Source organism: Microbacterium sp. 22179 (genome assembly GCF_052045715.1).
GTDB lineage: Bacteria > Actinomycetota > Actinomycetes > Actinomycetales > Microbacteriaceae > Microbacterium > Microbacterium galbinum.
Map to the genome: position 1 here is coordinate 174,998 of NZ_JBQEPJ010000001.1, position 25,577 is coordinate 200,574.

Consider the following 25,577-nt stretch of genomic DNA (forward strand, 5'->3'; position numbering starts at 1 on the left):
GACGCTCCGCGGCGTCGAGTCCGAAACGTTATGTGACGGCGGAGAGAACTCTTGTCCCCCCGGACGGGGTTTGTTAGGTTACTGTCCTAACAAACCCCGTCGCTCGGCAGAGCAGCCGACGACGGCCACGATCCCCACCCCCGAGGATCGGCTCCACACCCGGAGCACCCCTCCTGCAGTGCAGCACCGAGAGGAATCAAGAATGATCCGTAATGGCAAGCGCAAGATCGCGCTCACCGCGGTAGCGGGGGCATCCGTCCTCGCTCTGGGCCTGACCGCCTGCGGTTCGGGCGGCAGCGGCGACTCCGACGCGAACGGCGACCGCGCCCTCCGCGTCTGGGCGGGCAGCCAGACCCCGATCACAGCCAACTACAACCCCTTCGCGCCCACCGTGCTCCACGGTGCGCTGGGCCCCATCTACGAGCCGCTGTTCTTCTTCAACAAGACCGCGGACACCGAGCCCGTCGGCCTCATCGGCGACACCTACGAGTACAACGAGGACGGCACGGTGATCACCGTCACCATCAAGCCCGACCTCAAGTGGAGCGACGGCGAGCCCCTCACCGCGGCCGACGTCGCGTTCTCGTTCGGCTACGAGGCCAACAGCCCCGAGGCCAACGGGCTGGTGTCGGCCGAAGCCACCGACGACACCACCGTCGTGCTCACCTACGACAGCGCCCAGTACACCACCGAGTTCCAGCGGCTCGGCTCGACGTACATCCTCCCCGAGCACATCTGGAAGGACGTCGACGACTACGCCAACTTCGCCAACGAGGACCCGGTCGGATCCGGCGCCTACGTCGTCGACAAGACCACGAGCGAGTCGTACACCCTGGTCGCGAACGAGAACTTCCGCGACGCCGCCGACCTCGGCGTCAAGAAGGTGCAGTACATCGCGGTCGACAACAACCAGACCGCGCAGGACCTGCTCGCGGCCGGAAAGCTCGACTGGACCGGCATGTTCATCCCGAACCCGGATGACGTCACCGCGAACGGCGCGATCGACTGGATCAACACGCCGCAGGACCCGACGGTGCTCTACACCTGCTCCAACGCCGACCTCGGCTGCACGGGCCCGCAGACCGACGTCGCCGTGCGCCAGGCGCTCAACGCCGCGATCGATCGCGGCACCATCAAGGAGAAGGCGTTCGTCGACCTGACCGCCGAGATCTCGCCCACCTACGCCCTGCTGCCCCGCGACGAGAAGTGGGTCGCCGACCCCGCGAACGAGCTCAGCCCGCAGGAGGCCAACGCGGCCGAGGCCGGATCGATCCTCGAAGCTGCTGGCTACACGAAGGGCTCCGACGGCATCTACGAGAAGGACGGAGTGCCCGTCGAGCTCAGCCTGACCTCGGTCGACGGATGGACCGACTACAACGACGCCGCGAAGCTCATCGCCGAGCAGGCCGAGGCCGCGGGGATCAAGATCAACGCCTCGACCGTGCAGTGGCAGGAGTTCTCCGACACCCGTCAGAGCGGGGAGTACCAGCTCATCGTCGGCGGCATGATCGGCACCTCGGTCGCCGATCCGTTCCAGATCTACCGGGACTGGTTCGGCGGCACCGCCGTCGCCTCGACCGGCCCCGTCGGCGAGGAGATCCCCACCGGGCGCTGGAACTTCAGCCGCTACGACAACCCGACCGTCGACGCCGCGATCCAGTCCGCGATCAGCACGAACGACGAGGCGACGAAGAAGGAGCTGTACGCGACGATCCAGACCGAGATCGTACGCGACCTCCCGTACATCCCGCTGGTGATCAACGCCACCCAGACCTTCTACAACACGAAGGACTACACGGGCTGGCCGACGGAGGACGACCTGTACGCGTTCCCGCCGTCCTGGGGCGCGATCGCGGCGGGCTACGTCCTGACGCATCTGCAGCCGGTCGAGTAAGCACCGCCAACGGGGAAGCAGGAAGTCAAGGAAGACGCACACATGAAGTTCTATGCACGACGGATCGGGTTCTATGCCTTCACGCTGTGGGCCGCGATCTCCATCAACTTCCTGCTTCCCCGCATGATGCCGGGCAATCCCGCCGACATCATGATCGCCAAGATGCAACGCGCGGGCGGTGACGTCTCGGAGACGACCATCCGCAACATCAAGCTCCTCCTCGGAGGCGATGACTCCTCGCTGTGGGAGCAGTACCTCTCCTACTGGGGGCGGATGTTCCAGGGCGACCTGGGCGTCTCGGTGACGAAGTTCCCGACCCCGGTGACCGAGCTCATCGGGCAGGCGCTGCCGTGGACGCTGATCCTCGTCGGCACCGCGACCGTGATCTCGTTCATCCTCGGCGTCGTGCTCGGCGCCTGGGCGGGGTGGAAGCGCGGCACGTGGGTCGATCACCTGATCCCCGCCACGACCGTGCTGCAGTCGATCCCGTACTTCTGGATGGCGCTCATCCTCGTCGCCGTGTTCGCGGTCGGCCTCGGCTGGTTCCCGATCTTCGGGGGCTACGACGTCTTCGACTTCCCGGACGGCCCGGAGCCGACCTGGGCGTTCTTCACGAACGCCGTCTCGCACGCGATCCTCCCCGCGGTCACGATCGTGATCAGCTCGGTGGGCGGATGGCTGTTCGGCATGCGCAACATGATGGTCTCGACCCTCGCCGAGGACTACGTTCTCACCGCCGAGGCCAAGGGGCTGCGTCCCCGGCGCATCCTCACCACCTACGCCGCGCGCAACGCGGCCATCCCGTCGATCGCGGGCTTCTCGATCACCCTCGGGTTCGTGGTCGCCGGGTCCATCGTCATGGAGCAGGTCTTCACCTACCCGGGCATCGGCAAGCTGATGTTCCAGGCCGTCACCAACAACGATTACGCGCTGATGCAGGGACTCTTCCTCGTCATCACGATCACCGTGCTCGCCGCCAACTTCTTCATGGATCTCATCTACGGATTCATCGACCCGAGGGCTCGCCAGAATGTCTGACACCAAGCTCACCCCGATGCAGATCGTCAAGGAGCAGCCGACCGACACGCCTGCCACGACCATGACGCTCGCCACCGCGACCGGCCGATCGAGGCGGGGACGCGGACTGATGCCCACCCGCTCGGCGAAGTTCGTGACCGGCCTCGTGCTCGTGCTCGCGATCACGCTGTTCGCGATCATCGCGCCGTTCTTCACGCAGAACCCGCGGAGCACCGACAACGCGGCCCTGCAGCCGCCCTCCGCCGAGCACTGGCTGGGCACGACCAAACTCGGCAACGACATGCTCGCCCAGCTCGCGATCGGCGCGCAGGGTTCGCTGCTCGTCGGCGTCAGCGCCGGGGGCATCGCGATCGTGCTGTCGCTGCTCTTCGGCGTGCTCGCCGGATACCTCGGCGGGTGGCGCGAAGACGGGCTCGCCCTCATCACCAACGTGATGATCGTCATCCCCGGCCTGCCGCTCGTGATGGTGATCGCGTCGTTCGTGCCGCAGCGCAGTTGGCAGCTGGTGGCGTTCGTGCTCGGCATCACGTCGTGGGCGGGTGCCGCGTACGTGCTGCGGCTGCAGACGCGCTCGCTCCGTACCCGTGACTACGTGTCGGCCGCGAAGGTGGCCGGTGAGCGATCGTTCCGGGTGATCCTCGTCGAGATCATGCCGAACCTCCTGCCCTTGCTGACCGCGCAGTTCCTCTTCGCGATCATCTTCGCGATCCTCGGCGAGGCGGGCCTGTCGTACCTGGGGCTCGGCCCGAACTCCTCGATCACCTGGGGTACGATCCTCAACGACGCGCAGTCCGGGCAGGCACTCGGACGCGGAGCGTGGTGGTGGTTCGTGCCGCCGGGCGTGATGATCGCGCTCCTCGGCGCGGGGCTCGCGCTGATCAACTTCGCCATCGACGAGATCATCAACCCGAAGCTGCGCAACGCGCCGGATGCCGCACGACGCGTGCGCCGGGCAGCCAAGACGAAGGGGGTCGCGGCATGAGCGACGCCGTCCTCACCGCCCGCGACGTCTCGATCGAGTACGAGGTCGATCCGCCGGTCAAGGCCGTCCGCAACGTCTCGCTGACCCTTCACCGCGGCGAGATCCTCGGTCTCGCGGGGGAGTCGGGGTGCGGAAAGACCACGCTCGCCTACGGCATGAATCGGCTGCTCAAGGCTCCGGCCCTCATGACGAGCGGGGAGATCGTCTTCCACGACCGCGACGGCGACGACATCGACATCGTCGGCCTGCGCGACGACGGTCTGCGGGCCTTCCGCTGGGACAAGATCTCGATGGTGTTCCAGGGCGCGATGAACTCGCTCAACCCCGTGATCGACGTCCGGGCCCAGATCTACGACATCTTCGACACGCATCGCCCCGGTATGACGCGCGCGGCGAAGAAGGAGCGCGCCGAGGAGCTGCTGACATTGGTGGGCGTCGATCCCGCGCGACTGACGAGCTTCCCGCACGAGCTCTCGGGCGGCATGCGTCAGCGCATGATGATCGCGATGGCCCTGGCCCTCGACCCGCAGGTCATGATCATGGACGAGCCCACGACGGCGCTCGACGTGGTCGTGCAGCGCGGGATCATCCGCGAGATCATGCGGCTGCGCGAGAAGCTCGGCTTCGCGGTGATCTTCATCACCCACGACCTGCCGATGCTGATCGAGATCTCCGACCGCATCGCCGTGATGCTGCAGGGCGAGATCGTCGAGCAGGGAACCGCCGCGGAGATCTACCGATCTCCGCAGCACGAGTACACGAAGCGGCTGCTGTCGAGCTTCCCCAGTCTGCGCGGAGAGCGCGGGGACTTCGTCCGCACCGGAATGCACGAGAGTCAGGAGCAGGTGCGATGAGCGCTCACACGGATGCCGGTGCCTCCGCGCGCACGCTCGAGGCGCGGCACCTCACGAAGGACTTCCATCTGCGGTCGGGCTTCAAGACCAGCATCCTGCACGCGGTGAAGGACGTGTCCTTCACGCTCGAGGCGGGCAGGACGATCGCGCTGGTCGGGGAGTCCGGATCGGGCAAGTCCACGATCGCGCGCATGCTGATGAAGCTCGAGACGCCGACGAGCGGGCAGATCCTGCTCGACGGAGCCGAGACCGGCACGCGGGGGCAGTCGCTCGCCCGCTATCGCTCCGACGTGCAGATGGTGTTCCAGGACCCGTTCGCCTCACTGAACCCGTTCCACTCGATCGTCCACCACCTCGAGCGGCCGCTGCGCATCCACCACCCAGAGCTGAGCGGCGCGCAGGTGCACGAGCGTGCCCTGGAGCTGCTGGACCGCGTGCGGTTGTCGCCGGCGAAGAGCTTCGCCGAGCGCAAGCCCCACGAGCTCTCGGGCGGGCAACGTCAGCGTGTCGCGATCGCGCGTGCGCTCGCCCCGGGCGCGCGGTTCATCGTCGCCGATGAGCCGGTCTCGATGCTCGACGTGTCGATCCGACTCGGGGTGCTCAACCTGCTCGCGGATCTGCAGCGCGAAGACGACCTCGGCGTGCTCTACATCACCCACGATCTCGCCACCGCCCGGCACTTCTCCGACGAGATCATGGTGCTCTACAAGGGCGATGTGGTCGAGCGTGGCCCGGCCGACGAGGTCATCCTGAACCCGCAGCACGCCTACACGAAGACGTTGCTGGGGGCCGCGCCGGAGCCCGAGAACCTCGGTCGCCTGCGCGACGAGGTCAGGCGGGAGCTCGCGGCGGAGACCCGCTAGACTGGGCGCACAATCGAACACGGGCCGAACGACCCCCGCGGGAGAGCCCCGGCGAACGCAGCCGGGCACCGAAGGAGCAAGCCTCCCCGCCAATCTCTCAGGTACGCGTACCGCGCGGTTCCGGCCACTCTGAAAAGCGATCCCGCCCGTCGGGGGATCCGCCGACGGTGAAAGCCCTGCGTCAGCGCGGGCGAAACTCTCAGGCCCATGACAGAGGGGGAGTTCCGAGGAACGGCGCTGCCGTCGTTCCGCCCGTCTGCATCCGGGAGAACTCCATGTCCGATCCCCGTTACACCCCGCTCCGCGAGCGCCATGAGGCACTCGGCGCGTCGTTCACCGACTTCGGCGGCTGGCAGATGCCGGTGCGCTACACGTCCGACCTCGCCGAGCACCACGCGGTGCGGCAGTCGGCCGGTCTCTTCGACATCTCGCACATGGCGGAGTTCCTCGTCACCGGGCCGTATGCGGGGGAGTTCCTCGACTACGCGCTCGCCGGTCGCATCTCGGCGATGCCCGTCGGCAAGGCGAAGTACTCGCTCGTGCTGGCCGCCGACGGGGGGATCATCGACGACGTCATCGCCTACCGCCTCGCCGACGACCGGTTCATGGTGATCGCGAACGCCGGCAACCGCGGATTCGTCGACTCCGCCTTCGCCTCGCGCGTGCGCTCCTTCCCGTCGATCATCGAGCGGCAGCAGGAGCGCGCGGAGGGCGAGGAGCGCAGCTTCGCCGGTTTCCTGGGCGACCGGGGCGTCGACGTCGAGGACGTCTCCGATTCCTTCGCCCTGATCGCGGTGCAGGGCCCGGCGGCGCAGGCGATCCTGGCCGACACGGAGGGGATCGACGCGCTCAGCGTGCCGTGGGGCGAGCAGAAGTACTACGCCTGGGCCCGGGCGACGTTCCGCGACGAGCCCCTGCTCATCGCCCGCACCGGGTACACGGGCGAGGACGGCTTCGAACTCCTCGTGCGCACCGACGATGCCGCGGCGCTGTGGGACGCGCTCCTCGTCGCCGGGGAGCCGCACGGTCTCGTGCCGGCGGGGCTCGCCGCCCGCGACACCCTCCGCCTCGAGGCGGGGATGCCGCTCTACGGGCACGAGCTGACGACCGAGACCAAGCCCGCGCAGGCGGGGCTCGGCCGGGTCGTCGCCGCCGACAAGCCGAGCTTCATCGGCAAGGACGCGGTGGATGCCGCGGCCGACGCACCCGTGCTCGTGGGGCTCGTCGCCGAGGGCAAGCGCGCCGGCCGGGCCGGCTACGGCGTCGTCGATGCCGACGGTGCCCCGCTCGGTGAGATCACCAGCGGTGCGCTCAGCCCCACTCTCGGCCATCCGATCGCGATGGCCTACGTGACCCCTTCTTCCGCGGAAGAGGGAACCGCAGTATTCCTGGACGTGCGGGGGACGAGGATCCCCGCGACCGTGACCGCTCTGCCTTTCTACCGGAGGACGAAATGACCGATCTCAGCACCCTGCACTACACCGAGGAGCACGAGTGGATCGCCGTGGAGGGCGACACCCTCACCGTCGGCATCACCGACTACGCCGCCGACAAGCTCGGTGACGTGGTCTTCGTCGAACTGCCCGCCGTGGGCACCGAGGTCGCCGCGGGCACCGTCGTCGGCGAGATCGAGTCGACCAAGTCGGTGGGCGAGCTGTACGCGCCCGTGACCGGCACCGTCGTCGAGGTCAACGACGCGGTCGTCGACGACCCCTCGCTCGTCAACGCCGAGCCCTTCGCGGGCGGATGGCTCATCAAGGTCTCCGTCGCGGGCGGAGCGCCCGACGGACTGCTCGACCGCGACGCCTACGTCGCACTCACGGAGGGCTGATCCGCACGTGGTCTCTTTCGCCGATCGTCATATCGGACCCACGGCCGACGCGCAGCGTCGGATGCTCGACGCGCTCGGCATCGGGTCCGACGTCGACCCCGAGGGGCCGCTCGAAGCGCTGATGACCGAGGCGGTGCCGTCGTCGATCTTCACGGCCTCGCCGTCGGAGTCCGCGCTCGCGGACAGCAGCATCCCCGCCGCCGCCAGCGAGACCGAGGCGCTCGCGGAACTGCGCTCCCTCGCCGCGCGCAACACGGTGAACCGGCCGATGATCGGTCTCGGTTACTACGGAACGATCACCCCGCAGGTGATCCAGCGCAACGTGCTCGAGAACCCGTCGTGGTACACGGCCTACACGCCGTACCAGCCCGAGATCTCGCAGGGCCGACTCGAGGCGCTCATCAACTTCCAGACGATGGTCGCCGACCTCACCGGGCTCTCCACCGCCAACGCGTCGATGCTCGACGAGTCCACGGCCGTCGCCGAGGGCATGCTCCTCGCACGCCGCGCGTCGAAGGCGAAGACCGACGTCTTCGCGGTCGACGCCGACACGCTCCCGCAGACGCGCGCGCTCCTTGAGAACCGGGCGGATGCCGTCGGCATCCGTCTCGTCACGGTGGACTTCGCCGCGGGCGAGCAGCTTCCGGCCGACCTGTTCGGCGTCTTCGTGCAGTACCCCGGTGCCTCCGGTCGCGTGTGGGATCCGTCCGCCGTGATCGATGCGGCGCATCTCGCCGGTGGCCTGGCGGTCGTCGCGGCCGACCTGCTCGCGCTGACCCTTCTCACCTCGCCGGGAGCCCTCGGTGCCGACGTCGCCGTGGGCACGACCCAGCGCTTCGGCGTGCCGATGGGCTTCGGCGGCCCGCACGCCGGGTACATGGCGGTGCGCGCCGGTCTCGAGCGTCAGCTCCCCGGCCGCCTCGTCGGTGTGTCGGTCGATGCCGACGGCAAGCCCGCGTACCGCCTCTCGCTGCAGACGCGCGAGCAGCACATCCGCCGCGAGAAGGCGACCTCGAACATCTGCACCGCGCAGGTGCTGCTCGCGGTCATGGCGTCGATGTACGCGGTCTATCACGGACCCGACGGGCTGACGGCGATCGCCCGGAGCGTCGCCGGCAAGGCCGGGCTGCTGCGCTCCTGGCTCGTCGAGGACGGCGCCGACGTCGTGCACGACGCGTTCTTCGACACGCTGCAGGTGCGCGTCCCCGGGCGCGCGGCCGAGTACGTCGAGCAGGCGCACCACGGCTACGGCATCCTGCTGCATGCGGCGGATGCCGACACCGTGGGCATCTCGGTCGACGAGACCACGACCGTCGACGAACTGCTGCAGGTCGCCCGCGTCTTCGGGGGCCGCGCCGAGCGAGCGTTCGCCTTCGTCGGTGACGCGAACGCCCTGCCCGCGGGGCTGCTTCGCCGGGAGGAGTTCCTCACGCACCCCGTCTTCCACGCGCACCGCAGTGAGACGGCCATGATGCGCTACCTCAAGAGCCTCGCCGACCGCGACTACGCGCTCGACCGCGGCATGATCCCGCTGGGCTCGTGCACGATGAAGCTCAACGCGGCCACCGAGATGGCGGCGATCACGTGGCCGGAGTTCGCGGGCATCCACCCGTTCGCCCCGGCATCCGACGTCGCCGGCTACCTCGAGCTGATCGATCAGCTCGAGGCCTGGCTGGCCGAGGTCACCGGATACGACGCGGTGTCGCTGCAGCCCAACGCCGGCTCGCAGGGCGAACTCGCGGGGCTCCTGGCGATCCGCGGCTACCACCTCGCGAACGGCGATGAGCAGCGCACGGTGTGCCTGATCCCGTCGTCGGCGCACGGAACGAACGCCGCGTCGGCCGTGCTCGCCGGGATGAAGGTCGTCGTGGTCGCGTGCGACGAGCTCGGCAACGTCGACCTCGACGACCTGCGGGCGAAGATCCAGGTGCACGCCGAGGAGCTCTCGGCGCTGATGATCACCTACCCGTCGACCCACGGCGTGTACGAGCACGACGTGGTCGAGATCACCTCCGCCGTGCACGATGCGGGCGGTCAGGTGTACGTCGACGGTGCGAACCTGAACGCGCTGCTCGGGTACGCCCGCTTCGGCGACCTCGGCGGCGACGTCTCGCACCTCAACTTGCACAAGACCTTCGCGATCCCGCACGGCGGCGGCGGACCGGGTGTCGGACCGGTCGCGGCCAAGGCGCATCTCGCGCCCTACCTGCCCTCGCACCCGCTCGCGCAGCGCGCGGAGCACGCGGGAGGCCACGTCTTCGCCGGTGGGGTCGTCTCGGGCGCCCCCTACGGCTCGGCGGGCGTGCTCCCGATCTCGTGGGCGTACGTGCGGATGATGGGCGGTGCGGGCCTGCGGCGCGCGACCGCTGCGGCCGTGCTGTCGGCGAACTACATCGCCGCTCGCCTGGGCGAGCACTACCCGGTGCTCTACACGGGCGAGAACGGTCGGGTCGCGCACGAGTGCATCCTCGACCTGCGCCCGCTGAAGGAGGCGACGGGCATCACCGTCGACGACGTCGCGAAGCGTCTGATCGACTACGGCTTCCACGCGCCGACCATGTCGTTCCCGGTCGCGGGCACCCTGATGGTCGAGCCGACCGAGTCGGAGGACCTGGGCGAGATCGAGCGTTTCATCGAGGCGATGATCCAGATCAAGGCCGAGGCGGATGCCGTGGCGGCGGGTCGCTGGCCGGCCGACGACAACCCGCTCGTGCACGCACCGCACACGGCCGTGTCGCTGATCGCGGGGAAGTGGACGCACGCGTACACCCGCGAGGAGGCCGCCTATCCGGTGCACGCGTTGATCGCCGGCAAGTACTGGCCTCCGGTGCGGCGCATCGACCAGGCGTACGGCGACCGCAACCTCGTGTGCGCCTGCCCGCCGATCGAGGCGTTCGCCTGATCCGATAACACGCCGACGGCACCGTTTCCTCCCGGAGGCGGTGCCGTCGGAAGTTTTACGGCGTGTTGCCGTGTGTTTCGGCGATGTTTCAGATGGTCACCACTCAGTAACGGTTGATTAGCCGGGCGCGTCGGGCGCCAGATGCCGGGATACTCTGAAATATCCCTACGTGCTCGACGATGAGCGCGCAGTCAGAAGTACACGTCCTAGGAGGACACATAGTGAAGCGCAACAAGATCGCCCTTGCGGGCACCGCGCTGTTCGCGATCGGCGCCCTGGCGCTCGCGGGCTGCGCGAGCGGTGGTGGAAACGACTCCGACGGCGGCAGCGCCGCGGGCGAGGCGAACCCGGACGCCATCATCACCACGAACGGCTCGGAGCCGGAGAACCCGCTGATCCCGACCAACACCAACGAGGTCGGCGGCGGAAAGATCCTCGACGAGATCTTCGCAGGGCTCATCTACTACGACGCCGACGGCGAGCCCGTCAACGACGTCGCCGAGGAGATCACGACCGAGGACCCGCAGCACCTCACGGTCAAGATCAAGGAAGGCCTCACCTTCACCGACGGTGAAGAGGTCACCGCCGACAACTTCATCAAGGCGTGGAACGAGGGCGCGAAGCTCTCCAACGGCCACCTGTCGAGCTACTTCTTCGAGGACATCGAGGGCTTCAGCTACGACGAGGACTCCGAGCTCACGGGCCTGGAGCAGGTCGACGACTACACCTTCACGATCGCGCTGAACAAGCCGGCCTCCGACTTCGCTTTGCGTCTCGGCTACTCGGCGTTCTACCCGCTCCCGGACGTGGCCTTCGAGGACATGGACGCGTTCGGTCAGAACCCGATCGGCAACGGCCCGTACAAGATCGACGGCGACGACGCGTGGCAGCACGACGTGCAGATCGACCTCGTCCGCAACGACGACTACGAAGGTGGCCGCAAGGCAGCCAACGGCGGTCTGACGATCAAGTTCTACGCGACGCAGGAAGCGGCCTACGCCGACCTGCTCTCGAACGAGGTCGACGTCATCGACGCGATCCCGACGAACTCGCTGGCCGTCTTCACCGACGAGCTCGGCGACCGCGCCGTGAACCAGCCCTCGGCCGTGTTCCAGTCGTTCACCATCGGCCAGTTCCTCCCGCACTTCTCGGGCGAAGAGGGCAAGCTGCGTCGTCAGGCGCTCTCGATGGCGATCAACCGCGAAGAGATCACCGAGACCATCTTCTCGGGCTCGCGCACCCCGGCCGCCGACTTCACTTCGCCGGTCATCGCCGGCTGGTCGGACTCGGTCCCCGGTAGCGAGGTTCTCGACTTCGACCCGGAGAAGGCGAAGGAGCTGTGGGCCGAGGCCGACGCCATCTCGCCGTGGGAGGGTGACTTCAAGATCGCGTACAACGCCGACGGCGGGCACGACGCCTGGGTCGACGCGGTGAGCAACCAGATCAAGAACAACCTCGGCATCAGCGCCTCGGGCGACCCGTACCCCACCTTCCAGGACCTTCGCACGAAGATCAACGACCGCACCATCACCACGGCTGCGCGTTCGGGCTGGCAGGCGGACTACCCGGGTCTGTACAACTTCCTCGGACCGCTCTACGCCACGGGCGCCGGTTCCAACGACGGTGACTACTCGAACCCCGCGTTCGACGAGCTCATCTCGGCCGGCATCAGCAACCCCGACTCCGACGCGCAGATCGAGGACTTCACCAAGGCTCAGGAGGTCCTCTTCGAGGACCTGCCCGCCATCCCGCTGTGGTACTCCAACGTGACCGGTGGATTCAGCGAGAACGTCGACAACGTCACGTTCGGCTGGAACTCCGTCCCGCTGTACTACGAGATCACGAAGGCCGGCGAGTAAGATCTAACGGCACTTCACCTGTGAGGCGGTGACGATTTTCGTCACCGCCTCACAGGCTTGTGTTCGCACGGTCTTCTTACTCCCCCCCTTCAGAAGGGACAGCGGATGCTCGGTTACATCCTGAGACGTCTCCTGCAGGTGATCCCGGTCTTCTTCGGTGCCACCCTGCTCATCTACTTCCTGGTGTTCGCCATGCCCGGCGACCCGATCCTCGCCCTGTTCGGCGACAAGACCCCCAACCCGGCGGTCGTCGAGCAGCTGCGCGAGCAGTACCACCTGAACGACCCGTTCATCGTGCAGTACTGGTACTACATCACCGGTGTGTTCCAGGGTGACCTCGGCAACACGTTCTCGGGCCGTCCGGTCTCCGCCGTGCTCGCCGCGACGCTCCCGGTCACCGGTCGCCTCGCGGTCATGGCGATCGGAATCGAGTTCACGCTCGCGATCATCATCGGAACGGTCTCGGCGCTGCGCAAGGGCAAGATCTTCGACAACGTGTCGCTCATGGTCGCGCTCGTCGCGATCGCGATCCCGATCTTCGTCGTCGCTTTCCTCGCGCAGTACTTCCTCGCGATCAAGCTCGGGTGGTTCAAACCGACGGTCGGCGCCGACAACGACTGGGGCGGTCTCTGGCTCCCCGCCATCGTGCTCGGGTTCAGCCTGTACGCCGTGAGCATGCGCCTGATGAGAAGCTCCGTCATCGACACCCTCAATCAGGACTGGGTGCGCACCGCCTACAGCAAGGGCCTCTCGCGCGGTCGTGTGATCCCCGTGCACGTGCTGCGCAACTCGCTGATCCCCGTGATCACGAACTCCGCCACCAACTTCGGCGTGCTGCTCGTCGGCGCGACCGTCACCGAGGGCATCTTCAACGTGCCCGGCGTCGGAAACACCCTGTTCCAGGCCATCCAGCGCGGTGAGGGACCGACCGTGGTCTCGTTCGTCACCGTGTTCGTCATCCTGTACGTCCTGGTGAACCTGCTCATCGACCTGCTCTACGGTCTGCTCGACCCGAGGATCCGCTATGCCTGACCCCACGACCCAGAAGCACTACGTCGCCCCGGTCGAAACCGAGTCGATCGCGGTAGATGCCGTCCGCATCTCCGAGAAGCCCAGCAACCTGTGGCGCGACGCCTGGAGCGACCTGCGCCGTCGTCCGCTGTTCTGGTTCTCCGTCGTCCTCGGACTCGTGTTTTTGCTGATGGCGGTGTGGCCGACGCTGTTCACCGCCACCGCACCGGACTCCTGCGATCTGGCGAACAGCAACGACGGCCCGGCTGCCGGGCACCCGCTCGGCTTCACGTTCCAGGGCTGCGACATCTACGCCCGCATCGCCTGGGGTGCGCAGACGTCTCTCGCGGTCGGCCTCATCGCGACCGTGATCTCGTCGCTTCTCGGCCTGATCATGGGCGCTCTCGCCGGTTTCTACGGCGGGTGGCTCGACGGTCTGCTGTCGCGCATCGGTGACATCTTCTTCGCGATCCCGTACATCCTCGCGGCCGTCGTCGTCATGACGGTGTTCCGCGACTCGCGTTCGGTCTGGACGCTGGCGCTCGCGATCGGCGGGTTCGCCTGGGCCTCCACGGCCCGTGTCGTGCGAGCAGAAGTGCTGCGCGTGCGTCAGGCGGACTTCGTCGTTGCGTCGCAGGCTCTCGGCCAGTCGAAGTTCAAGATTCTGCTCAACCACGTCATCCCGAACGCGATCGCGCCGCTGCTCGTCGTCTCGACGCTCGGCCTCGCGGCGGCGATCGTGGCCGAGGCCACCCTGTCGTTCCTCGGTGTCGGTCTGGGCAGCGACGTGATGTCGTGGGGTAACGACATCAGTGATGCCCAGGCATCGCTCCGTGTCGCCCCGATGGCGCTCATCTATCCGTCGATCGCGCTGACCCTCGCGGTGCTCGCGTTCGTGACCCTGGGTGAGCTCATCCGAGACGCCCTCGACCCGAAGGCGAGGGCACGCCGATGAGCGAGCGCATCACCGATCAGGCGCCCCTGCTGAGCATCCGCGACCTCAAGGTCGCCTTCCGCACCCAGGAGGGTCTGCGCGAAGTGCTCCACGGCATCAGCTTCGACGTCTTCCCGGGCGAGACCGTCGCGATCGTGGGGGAGTCGGGTTCCGGCAAGTCCACGACCGCCACCGCGATCGTCAACCTGCTGCCCGGCACCGGCACGGTCACCGGCGGATCGATCACCCTCGAGGGTCGTGAGCTCACCACTCTGAGCCGCACGGCCATCGAGGGCGTGCGCGGCCGCGACATCGGATTCGTGCCGCAGGACCCGATGTCGAACCTGAACCCGGTGTGGAGCATCGGCTTCCAGGTGAAGGAGGCGATCCGCGCCAACGGCATCGCCCAGGGTCGCCAGGCCGTCAAGGCCCGCGCGATCGAGGTGCTGCAGCAGGCGGGTCTCGCCGACGCCGAGCGCCGACTGCACCAGTTCCCGCATCAGTTCTCGGGTGGCATGCGCCAGCGCGCGCTGATCGGCATCGGCCTCGCGGCCGATCCGAAGCTCCTGATCGCCGACGAGCCGACCTCGGCCCTCGACGTGACGGTGCAGCGCGTGATCCTCGATCACATGGCCTCGCTGACGCGTGACAAGGGCACCTCGGTGCTCCTCATCACGCACGACCTCGGCCTCGCGGCCGAGCGCGCCGACAAGATCATCGTGATGAACGGCGGCAACATCGTCGAGGCGGGGCCGAGCCGGCAGATCCTCGAGGACCCGCAGCACCCGTACACCAAGCGGCTCGTCGCGGCGGCGCCCAGCGTCGCCTCGCAGCGCATCCAGGCGGTCGTGGAGGATCGGGGCATCGAGACCCTCGACGACCTCGCCGACATCCCGCCGACGGTGCGCGTGGCCGGGCTCACGAAGGACTACAAGATCCGTCAGGGCGGCTTCCGCAGCGAGGCCTTCCGTGCGGTCGACGACGTGTCGTTCGAGATCCCCAAGGGCAAGACGCTGGCTCTGGTCGGCGAGTCCGGCTCGGGCAAGTCCACCGTCGCGAAGATGGTGCTCAAGCTCGAGGAGCCCACCGCGGGAACCATCGAGATCGACGGGCAGGACGTGTCGAAGCTGTCCAACGCGCAGGCGTTCGGTCTGCGCCGCCGCATGCAGCCCGTCTTCCAGGACCCGTACGGTTCGCTCGACCCGCTGCGCAACATCGGCAACACCATCGCCGAGCCGCTGCAGATCCACGGTGTCGGCGACCGCGCCTCGCACCGCGAGCGCGTGGAGGAGCTGCTCGACCAGGTCGCCCTTCCGCGGGCCCTGGCGACGCGCTACCCGAACGAGCTCTCCGGTGGCCAGCGGCAGCGCGTCGCGATCGCCCGCGCTCTCGCGCTCAAGCCCGACATCATCGTGCTCGACGAGGCCGTCTCGGCCCTCGACGTGCTCGTGCAGGACCAGGTGCTGCAGCTCCTGGCCGAACTGCAGTCGGAGCTCGGCCTGACCTACCTGTTCATCACCCACGACCTCGCGGTCGTGCGCGTGTCGAGCGACCTGGTGTGCGTCATGGAGAAGGGCCGGATCGTCGAGCAGGGCACCGTCGACGAGATCTTCGCCAACCCGCAGCAGGAGTACACGGATCGCCTGCTCCAGGCGATCCCCGGCGCGTCCATTCCGCTCGGCGGAAGCGGCGCGTGACCGCTGCCGACAAGCCCGAGGGCGTGCGGATCTTCCGCGCGTCCTCGGGCACGGCCGTGCTCGTCATCTCCGGCGCACTCGCGCTCTTCCTGCTCGGCGACACGGTCGTGCGGGGCAGCTGGACGCAGATGCTCCTGGTGGCGCCGTGGGTGCTGCTGGGCATGTGGGTCGTGTACGAGCTGAGCTTCGTATCCATGGTGCGGGTCGACGACGCCGGTGTGGTCGTGCAGAACATGCTCCGGCGCACCTCGTTCGGCTGGGCCCGCGTCCGCGATGTGGACTTCCGCTGGCAGCTGGAGTTCTCCCTCGACGACGACTCGCGCGTCAGCGCCTACGGCGGACCCGCCCGCGCGCGTCCCTCGCGTCGTGATGCGGCAGAGGGCGAAGCATCCAAGGCCCCGGCCGGGATCCGCGATCTCACCGAGATCCGCGACCGCTGGGACGCGGCGACCGGGGCGGACGCCCCGATCCGCCGCGAGTGGGACTCCCGTGCGCTTCTCGCCCTCGGCGTCATCGTGCTGTGGGCGATCGGCGCGGTGCTGATCGCGAACGCCGGCTGAACGCGGGCGCGGATCGCCGGGGCTTCTCGGGCGATCAGCCCGGGAGGCCGAAGAGCGCCGGCCACGTCGCCGCCGCCCACGGGTAGCCGACGAACACCGTCGCGTCGATCAGGAAGTGCGCGACGAGGAACGGCAGCAGGCGTCCGGTGCGCAGGAACAGCCAGCCGAACAGCAGCCCCATCGCGAGGTTGCCGATGAAGGCCCCGGGTCCCTGATAGAGGTGGTATGTCGCCCGGAGCACCGAGGTCGCGATGATGATGGTCCAGGGCGACCATCCGAGCTGTTTGAGCCGGGCGAAGAGATACCCGAGCACGACGAACTCCTCCTGCAACGACGCTCGCGCGGCGGCCAGGAGCAGGATCGGGATCGTCCACCAGTGGGCGTCGATCCCGCCCGGATTCACGGCGACGAACAGCCCGAGCGCCCGGCCGACGACGTACAGGCCGAGGCCCGGGACGCCGATCGCCAGCACGAGGAGTGCGCCTCGGCCGATGTCGACGCCGACGCGTGTGCCGTCGAGGCCGAGACGGGCGAGGTGCGGTCGACGGTGCTGCCAGAGCAGGAAGCAGACGAGCAGCACCGGTACGAGCGAGAAGCCGATCGACAGCACCTGGTAGATCAGGTCGAAGACCTCCCGGTCGCTGCGTGAGGGATTCAGCGTCGCGGTCTGATCGGCGAGCGGGGTGTCGTCCGTGAGCCGGTAGGCGAGCTGGACGATCGCGTAGATCGCCGACTGGCCGAGACCGAGCGCGAGCACGATCGCGATCTCCCACCACAGCCGCCGCGCCGAGGGCTCGGAGGTCGGGTCCGGGAGCGGTCGGTCTGCGTCTTCGTGCCTCACTTTTCCGATGGTACGGCCTCCGTTCAGCCGGGGGTCCTGCGCGTGCGTTATCCTGGAACGTCGGTTTCCCGACTCCTCCCACTCCTCTTCTTAGGATTCCTGCATGGCTCACGCCCTCCGCTCTGACCTCCGCAACGTCGCCATCGTCGCTCACGTCGACCACGGCAAGACCACTCTTGTCGACGCGATGCTCCGCCAGACCGGCTCGTTCGGTGAGCACTCGCACGTCGAAGAGCGCGCGATGGACTCGAACGACCTCGAGCGCGAGAAGGGCATCACGATCCTCGCCAAGAACACGGCGATCACCTACAAGGGCAAGCACGCCGGCGGCAAGGAGATCACGATCAACGTGATCGACACCCCGGGTCACGCCGACTTCGGTGGTGAGGTCGAGCGCGGCCTGTCGATGGTCGACGGCGTCGTGCTGCTCGTCGACGCGAGCGAGGGCCCGCTCCCGCAGACCCGCTTCGTGCTGCGCAAGGCGCTCGAGGCCAAGCTCCCCGTCATCCTGCTGGTCAACAAGACCGACCGCCCCGACGCCCGCATCGCGGAGGTCGAGGAGGAGGCCCACGACCTGCTGCTGGGTCTGGCGTCCGACCTCGTCGACGACGTGCCCGACCTCGACGTCGACGCACTGCTCGACGTGCCGGTCGTCTACGCATCCGGTCGTGCCGGTGCGGCGTCGCAGAACCGTCCCGCCGACGGCTCGCTGCCCGACAACGACGACCTCGAGCCGCTCTTCGAGGCGATCCTCGAGCACGTCCCGGCTCCGTCCTACGACGACGAGGCGCCCCTGCAGGCGTGGGTCACGAACCTCGACTCCAGCCCCTTCCTCGGTCGCCTCGCGCTGCTGCGCGTCTTCAACGGCACGCTGAAGAAGGGCCAGACCGTCGCCTGGGTGCGCTCCGACGGCACCACCAGCAACGCCCGCATCACCGAGCTGCTGATGACCCGAGCGCTCGAGCGCTACCCGGCCGAGTCCGCGGGCCCGGGCGACATCGTCGCGATCGCGGGCTTCGAGAACATCACCATCGGCGAGACGATCGCCGACCCCGAGGACGTGCGCCCGCTCCCGGCGATCACGGTCGACGACCCCGCCATCTCGATGACGATCGGCACCAACACCTCGCCGCTGATGGGCAAGGTCAAGGGGCACAAGCTCACGGCGCGCATGGTCAAGGACCGTCTCGACAAGGAGCTCATCGGTAACGTCTCGCTCAAGGTCGTCGACATCGGACGCCCGGATGCCTGGGAGGTCCAGGGCCGCGGTGAGCTCGCCCTCGCGATCCTCGTCGAGAACATGCGTCGCGAAGGCTTCGAGCTCACGGTCGGAAAGCCGCAGGTGGTCACGAAGAAGATCGACGGCAAGACCTACGAGCCCTTCGAGCACCTCACGATCGACACGCCGGAGGAGCACCTCGGCGCGATCACCCAGCTCCTCGCGAACCGCAAGGGTCGCATGGAGAACATGACCAACCACGGCACCGGGTGGGTGCGCATGGAGTTCATCGTCCCGTCGCGCGGCCTCATCGGCTTCCGCAGCGAGTTCCTCACCACGACTCGCGGCACCGGCATCGCGAACGCGATCTCGCACGGCTACGAGCCCTGGGCCGGATCCATCACGACCCGCCAGAACGGCTCGATCGTCGCCGACCGTCAGGGTGTCGTCACCCCGTTCGCCATGATCGCCCTGCAGGAGCGCATGTCGTTCTTCGTGCAGCCGACCGCCGAGGTCTACGAGGGCATGGTCATCGGCGAGAACTCGCGCGCCGACGACATGGACGTGAACATCACCAAGGAGAAGAAGCTCACCAACATGCGTGCGGCGAGCTCCGACTCGTTCGAGTCGATGACGCCTCCGCGTCAGTTGACGCTCGAGGAGAGCCTCGAGTTCGCGCGTGACGACGAATGCGTCGAGGTCACGCCGGAGGCCGTGCGCATCCGCAAGGTGAACCTCGACGCCAACACGCGTGCGCGCGAGACCGCTCGCCTCAAGCGTCAGGATGCCAACGCCTGAGTCCGAACAGGACCGATGAGAGGGCCTCGCTCCGCAGAAATGCGGCAGCGAGGCCCTTTTCTCATGAAAAGCCCAGGTGGGACCTATATTCCGTCCAGGCTCTGCGGAGGGTTCGTCCAGAAACATGACACAGAATCGATGACTTGCGTCCGATGAGTCGGCTCCCGATGAGCCGCCCTGTCCGCAGGTCCGGGCGCTCGACGACCCGAAAGTCGATTCTTTGCTTCACCTTCAGAACACCCGTGCTTCCCGGCGCGCCCACGAGGCCGCCACCGCCCACTCCGCCGTCCGCTCGCGTCGGCCGTTGCTGCTCCTCGGCACCGCCGTCGGTGCGATGCTCGGCATCACTCTGACCGCCGGACTCGTCGCGGGCCCGGCCTCCGGCGCCACCGAGACCGATGACGCATCGCCCTCGGCGACCACCGGCACCACCACGACCGTCGAGGCGTCGGACGACGTCGCGGCGACCGCGACCGCCGCGACTGATGCCATCGATGCCGCCGATCAACTGTCCGCCGAGATCGACGCCGCAGGCTTCGACCTGAGCGGAGTCGTGCCCGCCGTCGAGACCGCGCAGTTGCAGAGCAATGTCGACACCCTCGACGGTCGGAAGGCCGTTCCGGCCATCGAGCTCACTCTCACCACGGTCATCGCCCAGCAGCACACCGAGAAGGTGATCGAGCAGACCGCGGCGCTCCAGTCGGCGTTCACCGCGGCGCAGGAGAAGAAGGCGGCGGACGACGCGGCCGCCGCTGCCGCCGCGCAGGCGCAGGCAGAGGCCGAGGCGGCCGCCGCGGCGCTCGCCTCGTCGAACACCCCCGAGGGGGCCAAGGCGACCGCACGTGTCATGGCGGCCGACCAGTACGGCTGGGGAGAGGACCAGTTCTCCTGCCTGAGTTCGCTGTGGCAGAAGGAGTCGAGCTGGAATTACCAGGCCTACAACCCGAGCGGCGCGACCGGCATCCCGCAGGCGCTCCCCGGCAGCAAGATGGCCTCGGCGGGCAGCGACTGGCAGACCAATGCCGCGACCCAGATCGCCTGGGGCCTGGGATACATCTCGTCCGTGTACGGCACCCCGTGCAGCGCGTGGGGGCACTCGCAGGCGATGAACTGGTACTGAGCCCGCAGGCACCCGCGAACGCCCCCGGTAGACACCTTCTACCGGGGGCGTTCGAGCGCTATCGTGGCGGATGAGGGCTGGGGCGGATCCATCGCCCGTGGCCGCGTCGGACTGATCCTCAGCGCAGCTCGGAGATCAGCACGGCGCTCGTGTTCGAGGCCGTGGCCTCGAACACGTGAGGGGCGTCGCCCGGGTAGGTGAGGTAGTCGCCGGGGTTCAGCAGTGCGGCGGCACCGGCGGGGCCGACCTTCGCCTGCCCCGAGATCAGCACCACGTGCTCGATCGTCCCGGGGTGGTGCGGATCGGAGCGTCGGGCCTCGCCCGGTTCGGCGGAGATCAGGTACAGGTCGCGCCGTGCGCCGGGCGGGGAAGCGGCCAGCAGGGTGGCGCTGTACGCGGCGGCCGAAGACGGGACGCCGCTGAGATCCTCCCGGCGGATGAGCGTGGGCCCGCTCTGGGGCGGGTCCACGAAGACGGCGAACGGCACGTCGAGTGCGACGCCGAGCGCCCACAGGGTCTCGACGCTCGGGTTTCCGGCTCCGCTCTCGAGCTGCGACACGGTGGCCTTCGAGACGCCGGCGCGCCGAGCGAGTTCCGAGACCGAGAGGGCTGCGGCTTCACGCTCCCGGCGCAGCGTGCGGGCGATGCGGGTGCGGAGATCCTCCATGCGTTCATCATGTCAAACGATCGTTCGCTTGACTAGTCGTCCTTGAATGTTCAGAATGATGGTCATGTGTTCATTGCAGCGAACGGTGCGCGAGGGGATCGCCCCGTGACCGCCGAGCGCGAGGTCTGGCGCGAGGCCCTCGGCGTCGTGCTGGCGACGAGCGCGTACGGCATCTCGTTCGGTGCCCTCGCCGTCGCGGCCGGGCTCGACGTCTGGCAGACCTGCGTGCTGAGCCTGCTCATGTTCACGGGAGGATCGCAGTTCGCCTTCGTCGGGGTCTTCGCCGCCGGCGGTGTCGCGGCGCTCCCCTCGGCGATCGCCTCGGCCGTCCTCCTCGGCGTGCGCAACGTCGCCTACGGCATGCGCATGTCGCCGGTCATCGGGGGAGGGCCCGCGACCCGTGCGCTGGCCGCCCACTTCACGATCGACGAGTCGACGGCGGTGGCGATCGCCCAGAGTGATCCGCGCCTGCGCCGGGTCGGATTCTGGGTCACCGGCATCGGGATCTTCGTCGGCTGGAACATCACCACCCTCATCGGCGCCCTCGTCGGCAACGTGCTCGGCGATCCGAAGGACTGGGGGCTGGATGCCGCGGCGGCGGCCGCCTTCCTGGCGCTGCTGTGGCCGCGCCTGCAGCAACGCCAGGCGATCGCGGTCGGGATCGCCGCCGCCGTCGTCGCCGCGGCGCTGACGCCCTTCCTCCTCCCCGGTCTGCCGGTGCTCGTCGCGGCCCTCGTGGCCGTGATCGTCGGGTGGTTCAACTGGCTGGGGCGCCCGGCATCCGATGGCCGCGCAGCGGATGCCGATGAGAAGGGGGAATCATGACCCTGTGGAGCGCGATCCTGCTGGCGGCTCTCGTCTGCCTGTCGCTGAAGGCCGTCGGATACCTCGTGCCGCCGAAGGTGCTCGAGGCGCCCCGACCCGCGCGCATCTCCGACCTGCTGACCGTCGCCCTGCTCGCGGCGCTCGTCGCGGTGCAGACGCTGGGCGACGGTCAGGCGATCGTCGTCGATGCGCGCGTGCCCGCTCTGCTCGTCGCGGCGGGTCTGTTGTGGCTGCGGCAGTCCTTCCTCGTCGTGGTGTTCGCGGCGGCGCTCACCGCTGCCCTCCTGCGTCTGTTCGGACTCGCGGCCTGACCGCGCGTAGGATCGGAGGGTGGGCGTGAGTCGGTTGTCGAGAGTTCTGTCGTGGGTGGCCTCGGCCCTGGTCGGTGGCGTCTACGGTGTCGCCGGCACGATCGCGCACAGCCAGACCTGGGGTCCGATCCCGACCGGCATGATCGTCGGAGCGATCGCGTGCGCCGCGATCCTCGTCGCCATCCGCGTGCTCACCCACGACCGCGGCGCCGCCGTCGCGGCCGGCCTCGGGATGGTGGGCATGCTGCTCCTGATCTCCGGCCGGGGCCCCGGCGGATCCGTCGTCGTCGAGAACACGCTCGCGGGACAGATCTGGACGTACCTGATCGCCGCGATCGTTCTCGTCGTCATCGCGTGGCCGTCGTTCCGGTCGGTGCCCGTCGCCACGGAGGCGGAGAAGTAGACTGGAGCGGTGACGTATGTGATCGCCCTCCCGTGTGTCGATGTGAAGGACCGAGCCTGCATCGACGAATGCCCCGTCGACTGCATCTACGAAGGCGAGCGCTCCCTCTACATCCACCCGGACGAGTGCGTCGACTGCGGCGCCTGCGAGCCGGTGTGCCCCGTCGAGGCGATCTACTACGAGGACGACCTGCCCGATGAGTGGCAGGACTACTACAAGGCGAACGTCGAGTTCTTCGACGAGGTCGGCTCGCCCGGAGGCGCGGCCAAGGTCGGCGTCATCGCGCACGACCACCCCATCATCGCGGCCCTGCCGCCCCAGGGCGAGTAGGCCGGCGCCCGTGAGCGTCCGCGACCTCGCCGACTACCCCTGGGACGCCGTCGTCCCCTTCCGCGAGCGGGCGTCCGCGCACGCCGGCGGGCTCGTCGACCTCTCCGTCGGGTCGCCCGTCGATCCCACGCCCGAGATCATCCGGCGCGCTCTCGCCGAGGCGACGGACGCGCACGCCTATCCGCAGACCGTCGGTACACCGGCACTGCGCGAGGCGATCGTCTCCTGGTACGCGCGTCGCCGCGGGGTCGATGACCTCACCGTCGCGAACGTGCTGCCCACGATCGGCTCGAAGGAGCTCGTGGCGCTCCTCCCGACCCTCCTCGGGCTGGGAGAGGGCGACATCGTCGTGCACCCCGAGATCGCCTACCCGACCTACGACGTCGGCGCACGCGTGGTCGGAGCGATGCCGCTTCCCGCCGATGACCCGGCGGACTGGCCCGAGGGCACCAAGCTGATCTGGATCAACACTCCGGGCAATCCCGACGGTCGCACCTGGACGGTCTCGGAGCTCGCCGCCGCGGTGCGCCGTGCGCGCGAGCTGGATGCCGTCATCGCGAGCGACGAGTGCTACGCGGAGCTCGGCTGGGACGGTGCCTGGGCGACCGAGGCGATCCCGTCGATCCTCGATCCGCGGGTGACCGGGGGGTCGCGGGCCAACCTGCTCAGCGTCTACTCGCTGAGCAAGCAGTCGAACCTCGCGGGCTACCGCGCCGCCTTCGTCGCCGGCTGCCCGCGCATCGTCGCCGACCTGCTCACCGCCCGCAAGCACCTGGGCCTCATGCCGCCCGAACCCGTGCAGCATGCCATGGCGGTGGCGCTCGGCGACGACGAGCACGTCGCCGCCCAGAAGGAGCTCTACCGCGAACGGCGGGAGCTGCTGCGTCCCGCCGTGGAGGCCGCCGGCTTCCGTCTCGACGGCTCGGAAGCCGGTCTCTACCTGTGGGTGACCGAGGGGCGTGACGCATGGGAGTCGATGGCTCGCCTCGCCGATCTCGGCATCCTGGCGGGTCCGGGTCCGTTCTACGGAGCAGCCGCCGCCTCGCACGTGCGTCTCGCGCTGACGGCGCCGACGGAGCGCGTCGCGGAGGCCGCTCGACGCCTGCACGCCGCCGCTTCGTAGAGAATCTGTAGGTTTCCCCCTCCCAGCACCGATCCGTTTGGCGGATGCGACAGTAGGCGTGCGGGCCTACTAGGCTGTAAAGGCGATTCGGTCGTGACCCGACCTGGCGCTGTGCGCCGTGCGATCGCCCGCTCCGATGAGATCAGGTTCCAAGGATGACCGATCTGCTCGGGGCGAGACGAGACAGACTACGGGCAGAAACCCCAAGGAGGTCCGCGTGAGTGCAGCGGCAGACCAGCAGGCCACGGCGAAGCTGACGATCGGTGACACGACCGCCGAGTTCCCCGTGCTGCAGGGCACGGCGGGCCACAACAGCATCGACTTCTCGACGCTGACCCGCCAGACCGGCTACACCGGGCTCGACTACGGGTTCGTCAACACGGCGTCGACGAAGTCCGACATCACCTTCATCGACGGCGACAAGGGCATCCTGCGCTATCGCGGGTACCCGATCGAGCAGCTCGCCGGTCGCACCAGCTACCTCGAGGTCGCCTGGCTGCTCATCTACGGAGAGCTCCCCTCGGAGTCCGAGCTGGCCGAGTTCGACGAGAAGATCCGTCGTCACACGCTGCTGCACGAAGACCTCAAGCACTTCTTCTCGGCACTGCCGCACACGGCGCACCCGATGTCGGTGCTGTCCTCGGCCGTCGCCGCGCTCTCGACCTACTACGAGGGCCAGACCGACCCGCACAACCCCGAGCACGTCGAGATCAACACGATCCGCATGCTCGCGAAGCTCCCGGTGATCGCGGCCTACGCGCACAAGAAGAGCGTCGGTCAGGCCTTCCTCTACCCCGACAACTCGCTCGGCTTCGTCGAGAACTTCCTCAAGCTCAACTTCGGCGTCAACTCCGAGCCCTACGAGATCAATCCGGTGATGTCGAAGGCGCTCGAGCTTCTGCTGATCCTGCACGAGGACCACGAGCAGAACGCGTCGACCTCGACCGTGCGACTGGTCGGATCGACCGGGGCGAACCAGTTCGCGTCGGTGTCCGCCGGCATCCAGGCCCTCTCGGGGCCGTTGCACGGCGGGGCCAACGAGGCCGTTCTCACGATGCTCGGCCAGATCCGCGACTCGGGTCAGAGCGTCTCGCGCTTCGTCGAGCGGGTGAAGAACAAGGAAGAGGGCGTGAAGCTGATGGGCTTCGGGCACCGGGTCTACAAGAACTACGACCCGCGCGCCAAGCTCGTCAAGGACGCCGCCGACGAGGTCCTCGCCTCCCTCGGCGTCACCGACCCGCTGCTCGACCTCGCGAAGGAGCTCGAGGAGATCGCTCTCGCCGACGACTACTTCCGCGAGCGTCGTCTATACCCGAACGTCGATTTCTACACCGGCGTGATCTACAAGGCGATGGGGTTCCCCACGCGCATGTTCACGGTGCTGTTCGCCATCGGCCGTCTGCCCGGCTGGCTTGCGCAGTGGCGCGAGCTGCAGCTCGACCCGCAGACCAAGATCGGTCGCCCGCAGCAGCTGTACACCGGGTCTCCGGAGCGTTCGTACCCGAACCGCTGACA

General features: G+C 68.3%; 23 protein-coding genes and 2 riboswitches. Of the genes, 21 read left to right on the top strand and 2 right to left on the bottom strand.

Annotated features, from left to right (window positions below; genetic code table 11):
• The first annotated feature begins 202 nt into the window (after positions 1-202).
• From ACTJKK_RS00825 to ACTJKK_RS00885, 13 genes are all read left to right on the top strand, one after another.
• Positions 203-1,894 (top strand): ABC transporter substrate-binding protein, encoded by a 1,692-nt coding sequence (locus ACTJKK_RS00825; RefSeq protein WP_247632584.1) that lies wholly within the window; start codon positions 203-205, stop codon positions 1,892-1,894.
• Between the two features lie 42 nt (positions 1,895-1,936).
• Entirely contained in the window at positions 1,937-2,932 is a 996-nt protein-coding gene (locus ACTJKK_RS00830; protein ID WP_247622971.1) for an ABC transporter permease, read from the top strand.
• Positions 2,925-3,914: an ABC transporter permease gene (locus tag ACTJKK_RS00835; protein ID WP_440746670.1), complete on the top strand. Its 990-nt coding sequence runs from the start codon at positions 2,925-2,927 to the stop codon at positions 3,912-3,914. Before ACTJKK_RS00830 ends, ACTJKK_RS00835 begins: the two co-directional genes overlap by 8 nt.
• The gene (locus tag ACTJKK_RS00840; RefSeq protein WP_440746671.1) at positions 3,911-4,768 is read left to right on the top strand and encodes an ABC transporter ATP-binding protein; all 858 of its coding nucleotides are present in this window, start codon (positions 3,911-3,913) and stop codon (positions 4,766-4,768) included. Before ACTJKK_RS00835 ends, ACTJKK_RS00840 begins: the two co-directional genes overlap by 4 nt.
• Positions 4,765-5,631, top strand: a complete 867-nt coding sequence (locus ACTJKK_RS00845; protein WP_440746672.1) for an ABC transporter ATP-binding protein — start codon at positions 4,765-4,767, stop codon at positions 5,629-5,631. Before ACTJKK_RS00840 ends, ACTJKK_RS00845 begins: the two co-directional genes overlap by 4 nt.
• Before the next feature lie 28 nt (positions 5,632-5,659).
• A riboswitch (glycine riboswitch) is annotated at positions 5,660-5,754 on the top strand.
• A 1-nt stretch (position 5,755) separates the two neighbouring features.
• Positions 5,756-5,852, top strand: a riboswitch (glycine riboswitch).
• 54 nt (positions 5,853-5,906) lie between these two features.
• A complete protein-coding gene (locus tag ACTJKK_RS00850; RefSeq protein ID WP_440746673.1) occupies positions 5,907-7,088 on the top strand; it encodes a glycine cleavage system aminomethyltransferase GcvT in 1,182 nt (393 codons plus the stop codon).
• Entirely contained in the window at positions 7,085-7,462 is a 378-nt protein-coding gene (gcvH, locus tag ACTJKK_RS00855) for a glycine cleavage system protein GcvH (protein ID WP_247622966.1), read from the top strand. The genes ACTJKK_RS00850 and gcvH overlap by 4 nt, the downstream gene beginning before the upstream one ends.
• A gap of 61 nt (positions 7,463-7,523) precedes the next feature.
• Positions 7,524-10,364 carry an aminomethyl-transferring glycine dehydrogenase gene (gcvP, locus tag ACTJKK_RS00860; RefSeq protein ID WP_440747196.1) on the top strand — a complete coding sequence of 947 codons (2,841 nt, stop codon included), beginning with the start codon at positions 7,524-7,526 and terminating at the stop codon, positions 10,362-10,364.
• A gap of 221 nt (positions 10,365-10,585) precedes the next feature.
• Entirely contained in the window at positions 10,586-12,223 is a 1,638-nt protein-coding gene (locus ACTJKK_RS00865) for a peptide ABC transporter substrate-binding protein (RefSeq protein ID WP_440746674.1), read from the top strand.
• A 105-nt stretch (positions 12,224-12,328) separates the two neighbouring features.
• Positions 12,329-13,255: an ABC transporter permease gene (locus ACTJKK_RS00870; protein ID WP_247622964.1), complete on the top strand. Its 927-nt coding sequence runs from the start codon at positions 12,329-12,331 to the stop codon at positions 13,253-13,255.
• Positions 13,248-14,189: an ABC transporter permease gene (locus ACTJKK_RS00875; protein WP_440746675.1), complete on the top strand. Its 942-nt coding sequence runs from the start codon at positions 13,248-13,250 to the stop codon at positions 14,187-14,189. Before ACTJKK_RS00870 ends, ACTJKK_RS00875 begins: the two co-directional genes overlap by 8 nt.
• Positions 14,186-15,865, top strand: a complete 1,680-nt coding sequence (locus ACTJKK_RS00880; RefSeq protein ID WP_247622962.1) for a dipeptide ABC transporter ATP-binding protein — start codon at positions 14,186-14,188, stop codon at positions 15,863-15,865. Before ACTJKK_RS00875 ends, ACTJKK_RS00880 begins: the two co-directional genes overlap by 4 nt.
• Positions 15,862-16,425: a PH domain-containing protein gene (locus tag ACTJKK_RS00885; protein WP_440746676.1), complete on the top strand. Its 564-nt coding sequence runs from the start codon at positions 15,862-15,864 to the stop codon at positions 16,423-16,425. The genes ACTJKK_RS00880 and ACTJKK_RS00885 overlap by 4 nt, the downstream gene beginning before the upstream one ends.
• Before the next feature lie 34 nt (positions 16,426-16,459).
• Here ACTJKK_RS00885 and ACTJKK_RS00890 read toward each other — a convergent pair whose 3' ends face one another.
• A complete protein-coding gene (locus ACTJKK_RS00890; protein WP_440746677.1) occupies positions 16,460-17,266 on the bottom strand; it encodes a CPBP family intramembrane glutamic endopeptidase in 807 nt (268 codons plus the stop codon).
• Between the two features lie 103 nt (positions 17,267-17,369).
• On the opposite strand from ACTJKK_RS00890, the gene typA reads away from it, so the two are divergent.
• Complete coding sequence (typA, locus tag ACTJKK_RS00895; protein WP_247622959.1) at positions 17,370-19,283, top strand: translational GTPase TypA; 1,914 nt, start codon at positions 17,370-17,372, stop codon at positions 19,281-19,283.
• A 220-nt stretch (positions 19,284-19,503) separates the two neighbouring features.
• Positions 19,504-20,403: a phospholipase gene (locus ACTJKK_RS00900; protein WP_440746678.1), complete on the top strand. Its 900-nt coding sequence runs from the start codon at positions 19,504-19,506 to the stop codon at positions 20,401-20,403.
• A gap of 118 nt (positions 20,404-20,521) precedes the next feature.
• Here ACTJKK_RS00900 and ACTJKK_RS00905 read toward each other — a convergent pair whose 3' ends face one another.
• Positions 20,522-21,070: a helix-turn-helix domain-containing protein gene (locus tag ACTJKK_RS00905; RefSeq protein ID WP_440746679.1), complete on the bottom strand. Its 549-nt coding sequence runs from the start codon at positions 21,068-21,070 to the stop codon at positions 20,522-20,524.
• A 105-nt stretch (positions 21,071-21,175) separates the two neighbouring features.
• Between ACTJKK_RS00905 and ACTJKK_RS00910 the strand changes: the two genes are divergently transcribed.
• The 6 genes from ACTJKK_RS00910 to ACTJKK_RS00935 all read left to right on the top strand — a co-directional run bounded on the left by ACTJKK_RS00910 (position 21,176) and on the right by ACTJKK_RS00935 (position 25,575).
• Complete coding sequence (locus ACTJKK_RS00910) at positions 21,176-21,895, top strand: AzlC family ABC transporter permease (RefSeq protein ID WP_440746680.1); 720 nt, start codon at positions 21,176-21,178, stop codon at positions 21,893-21,895.
• On the top strand, positions 21,892-22,206 hold the full coding sequence (locus ACTJKK_RS00915) for an AzlD domain-containing protein (protein ID WP_247622953.1): 315 nt from the start codon (positions 21,892-21,894) through the stop codon (positions 22,204-22,206). The genes ACTJKK_RS00910 and ACTJKK_RS00915 overlap by 4 nt, the downstream gene beginning before the upstream one ends.
• Positions 22,207-22,225: 19 nt before the next feature.
• The gene (locus ACTJKK_RS00920) at positions 22,226-22,609 is read left to right on the top strand and encodes a histidinol dehydrogenase (protein WP_247622952.1); all 384 of its coding nucleotides are present in this window, start codon (positions 22,226-22,228) and stop codon (positions 22,607-22,609) included.
• Between the two features lie 9 nt (positions 22,610-22,618).
• Positions 22,619-22,939, top strand: a complete 321-nt coding sequence (gene fdxA / locus ACTJKK_RS00925; protein ID WP_042542002.1) for a ferredoxin — start codon at positions 22,619-22,621, stop codon at positions 22,937-22,939.
• Positions 22,940-22,949: 10 nt separating this feature from the next.
• Positions 22,950-24,062, top strand: coding sequence for a succinyldiaminopimelate transaminase (gene dapC, locus ACTJKK_RS00930; RefSeq protein WP_440746681.1), 1,113 nt, complete (start codon positions 22,950-22,952; stop codon positions 24,060-24,062).
• 217 nt (positions 24,063-24,279) lie between these two features.
• Positions 24,280-25,575, top strand: coding sequence for a citrate synthase (locus ACTJKK_RS00935; RefSeq protein ID WP_247622950.1), 1,296 nt, complete (start codon positions 24,280-24,282; stop codon positions 25,573-25,575).
• The last annotated feature ends 2 nt before the right edge of the window (positions 25,576-25,577 follow it).